8 protein-coding genes and 1 pseudogene are annotated in these 3324 nt (G+C 35.1%); all 9 read right to left on the bottom strand.

From position 1 onward, the window contains the following. Positions 1-295, bottom strand: a 295-nt coding sequence (locus ACYQ21_RS14990) for a KxYKxGKxW signal peptide domain-containing protein (protein ID WP_460059433.1), incomplete at its 3' end; no start/stop codon positions are given. A 148-nt stretch (positions 296-443) separates the two neighbouring features. Beyond that, complete coding sequence (locus ACYQ21_RS14995; RefSeq protein ID WP_460059442.1) at positions 444-695, bottom strand: Txe/YoeB family addiction module toxin; 252 nt, start codon at positions 693-695, stop codon at positions 444-446. Then, complete coding sequence (locus ACYQ21_RS15000; protein ID WP_460059434.1) at positions 691-960, bottom strand: type II toxin-antitoxin system Phd/YefM family antitoxin; 270 nt, start codon at positions 958-960, stop codon at positions 691-693. Before ACYQ21_RS15000 ends, ACYQ21_RS14995 begins: the two co-directional genes overlap by 5 nt. A 122-nt stretch (positions 961-1082) precedes the next feature. Further along, complete coding sequence (locus ACYQ21_RS15005; protein WP_460059436.1) at positions 1083-1688, bottom strand: hypothetical protein; 606 nt, start codon at positions 1686-1688, stop codon at positions 1083-1085. 156 nt (positions 1689-1844) lie between these two features. Beyond that, positions 1845-2156: a hypothetical protein gene (locus ACYQ21_RS15010; RefSeq protein WP_460059437.1), complete on the bottom strand. Its 312-nt coding sequence runs from the start codon at positions 2154-2156 to the stop codon at positions 1845-1847. Positions 2157-2314: 158 nt separating this feature from the next. After that, positions 2315-2494, bottom strand: coding sequence for a hypothetical protein (locus ACYQ21_RS15015; RefSeq protein WP_460059438.1), 180 nt, complete (start codon positions 2492-2494; stop codon positions 2315-2317). A gap of 8 nt (positions 2495-2502) precedes the next feature. Further along, positions 2503-2802: a hypothetical protein gene (locus ACYQ21_RS15020; protein ID WP_460059439.1), complete on the bottom strand. Its 300-nt coding sequence runs from the start codon at positions 2800-2802 to the stop codon at positions 2503-2505. Between the two features lie 2 nt (positions 2803-2804). Then, entirely contained in the window at positions 2805-3098 is a 294-nt protein-coding gene (locus tag ACYQ21_RS15025) for a hypothetical protein (protein WP_460059441.1), read from the bottom strand. A 41-nt stretch (positions 3099-3139) separates the two neighbouring features. Next, positions 3140-3324 (bottom strand): annotated as a pseudogene (locus tag ACYQ21_RS15030) (hypothetical protein); the annotation flags it as partial.

Here is a 3324-nt window from a genome sequence, read left to right on the forward strand (position 1 = left end):
AGTTAGCACTTGCCAGAAGTCCGTCAACCGTGCCTTGGAAACTACTTGACGCCATGTCGTTTGATTGCGCCTTAACGACAGGCTTACCATTGAGTGTCCCGATTTGCGAGCCATTGACGACATCAGCTGATACTACTTGTGTTGGTTGTGAAATAAGTGGCGTTACTTGAGTAAGTGCAATACCACCGACCAAAACAGCCAAAGCAGTTGCACTGTATAGCCACTTTTTACCCGATTTCCATTGTCGGAAACGTGAGCGTTTTGAAGTATTTGTTGTCTTTTTCAATTTATTCAAAAGAAAATCCTTTCTAAAAACAAAAAAAAGAGAAACCAATAAATGATTTCCCTTTCAAAGTTTATTTTACCGACTTTTCGGTCACGACATTTAAAATATAAAAAAAGACAAGATTTGAAGTCTTGTCCTTACTTTATAGCAGTTACTTTTAATAGTGATAACGACATTGTAAAATTTCCATGCCATTATCTGAAATTTGATAGACCAAACGGTGTTCACCTGTAATTCTCCTAGACCAACAATTCGTCAGATTATATTTCAACGGTTCTGGTTTTCCAATCCCTGTATAAGGCGTTCTATCAATATCTTTGACTAATAAATTAATACGTTTTAGTGTTTTCTTATCCTCTCGTTGCCAGTAAAGATAGTCCTCCCACGCTTCATCAGACCATGACTTAATCATCTTCTACCTCAATCAAGTCATGAACAGTGCCTTTACCTTGGTTGAATTGTGCCATAGCACTATCTAATCGGTTACGATTGTTCTTTGAGCTTAATAAGTGAAGTGTTTCATTTAGAGAATTTAAACTACTCTCTGAAATTAGCACGGCATTTTTACCTTTTGAGTTGACAATATGAAGTTCTGTATCATTCTCTGTCACATCTGCCAAGATTGAAAAGATATTTTTTCTTATGTTGGTTGGGGTTGTCGCTGTTATACTCATGATAAACCTCCTCTTTTGTATGTACTTAATTATAGCATATATAGCGTACGTTTTAAAGCGTGAAGTTTATAAAAAAGAGAAAACATGATGATTTCTCTTGAAAGTATTATTATTTATTTTTTTCACCAACCAGCAGGAGTACCTCCGACTAAGCCACCTTTACCACCTTCTATCGCAGCTTTATCCCGACCTTCTTGTGACCAGTCGATTTTAACATCATTTGAATTTTGTGCAGGTGCTGAATTACTTGGTGCGCTTGGTGTTTCTGGTTGAGGTGCATAGCCATAATCAGGTTGTTGTTGCTCTGGTTGTGCCACCGCCTGTTGGGCTTGTTGCTCTGCCTGTTGAACAGCTACAGCTTGGGCTTGTTGTTCTGCTTGGACTTTTTCAGCTTCTGCCTTAGCTTTAGCTTCACTATCAGCTTTTGCCTTGGCTTCACTTTCTGCTTTAGCTTTTTTGTCAGCTTCAACTTTGAGTGCTTTATCCTTAGCTTCTTTATCAGCCTTGGCTTTAGCTTCCTTATCAGCTTTTTCTTTAGCAATTTTATCAGCCTTAGATTTTTTGTCAGCTTCAAGCTTTTCTTGACGACTTTCTGCTTTAGCACTTGCGACATTGTTTTGATGAACGGCTAGACCAGTAGCACCACCGATTAAAACCAAAATGACAGCACCTACCGCCAAACGTTGTTTAAGTGTCGTAGCTTTGATTTTTTCTATCATAGTATTCATTATTTTTATAATTCCTTTTCTATTAACTTATTCCTATTTGATAATACTATTATCTCATATTTAGTAGGGTTTTACACGTTTTTCTTGCAGGTTTTCATATAACATTTTTGTATATCTGTACTTAAGCACAGATATAACTTTTAACTATATCCATGATTAATCTATCACACTCTTTTCTATACCATCTTCCTCAATCACAACATCTGCGTTCATGACCTGTAGGCGTTTGCCATCAAGATTGATTTTGATTTGACCCGATTCATCAACTGCAGTACGCACACTAGTCCCATAATAACGCTTTAAGACTTCCCCTTTTTTGGAGTAAATCGTAATTGTTCGTGATAAACCAGAATTATCTGACTTCCAGTCTTTTCCCATATCTTCCATTGATGTACAACCTGTTAAGGCGAGTAGGGATAGACCAGCTAAAGCAGTGACTGCCAGTTTTTTTATATTAATTTTCGTCATTTGTTTTATCCTCTTTCAATTTAATCAAATAGTTCTTGCAATCTATCAATTAAGATAGTTAATTCTTCATTTGATAGTTCACATGCTTCATTTACAATTTTTGATATTAGTTTATTATTCATCAGTTTATCCTTTTCAGAACTTCAAAAGTCCTAAATCTAGTTTTCATCTTCATTATCAAATAAATTTAGTCCATGCGTTCTATCAATTTCTTCTAAGTTACTTTGTAATTCGTTACCAGACATAGCCATTAACAAATTATCAATAAACTCTTTTGAGCCTATTTCATCTACAATTTTATCAGCGATTTCATAAAGTCTATTTTTTCCAAGTCTCATCTTTTATATTAGTCCTTTCCATTTTCCATCACTTGACACTTTTTATCAAAGTATTTTGTCACAGAAACTTCCACAACAAGCCCGTGTCTATGACCTATGTCCCCAAGTCTGCACATTATCTCCACAAACTCTTTCGATTCTTTCCGCAAATCAAGTACTTCTGCTTTAAATATCTTTAAAGCCTCTAACATATCTTCATAAGTATCAATCGGTTCAATATCAGGGTTGTTAAAATACCACATTGTGAACTCTGATAATTCAAATTCAAAATTATCTGCTGAATGATGTAACACTTTTTTCTTATCCATTTTCATTTTCCCATCTTTCTATTTTCAATCCGAAATAATATCTCTTTTCTCAGCAATACTAAAGTAAATGAAGTAACTGAGATTAAGGAAAAAATCCCTATCACATTACAAAGTGGTGACGGTACAGCTTTTATACCTCCGTAAAAGAAACCCACAAAACTTAAGAGTACGCCCAGAACAAAGGCTGTGACAAATATGAACATAACTACTGAAAGAACCATAACTGCCACAATGAACGGTAAATAAATCAAAATTATAATTGACTTATTTTGTAATATGCTTTCTATCTTTTTCATTTCCCCTCCACTATTTAAACGCTTCTTTTTGCTTAGGCATTTTACACCTCAATTCCTAAGACGACATATCCGTCTTTTTGCTTGTATTCTGTCATATAGGTTACTTTTGCGATAATATTATCCGCTTGATATTCTGGTACTTTATCAAATCTCGCATACCGTTTATCGCCTTGTAAGGGATTGGTATTTTCTAATACTATATCCGTCTTTTGTGCATATCCTACAA

The organism is Pseudolactococcus yaeyamensis, from assembly GCF_054658615.1.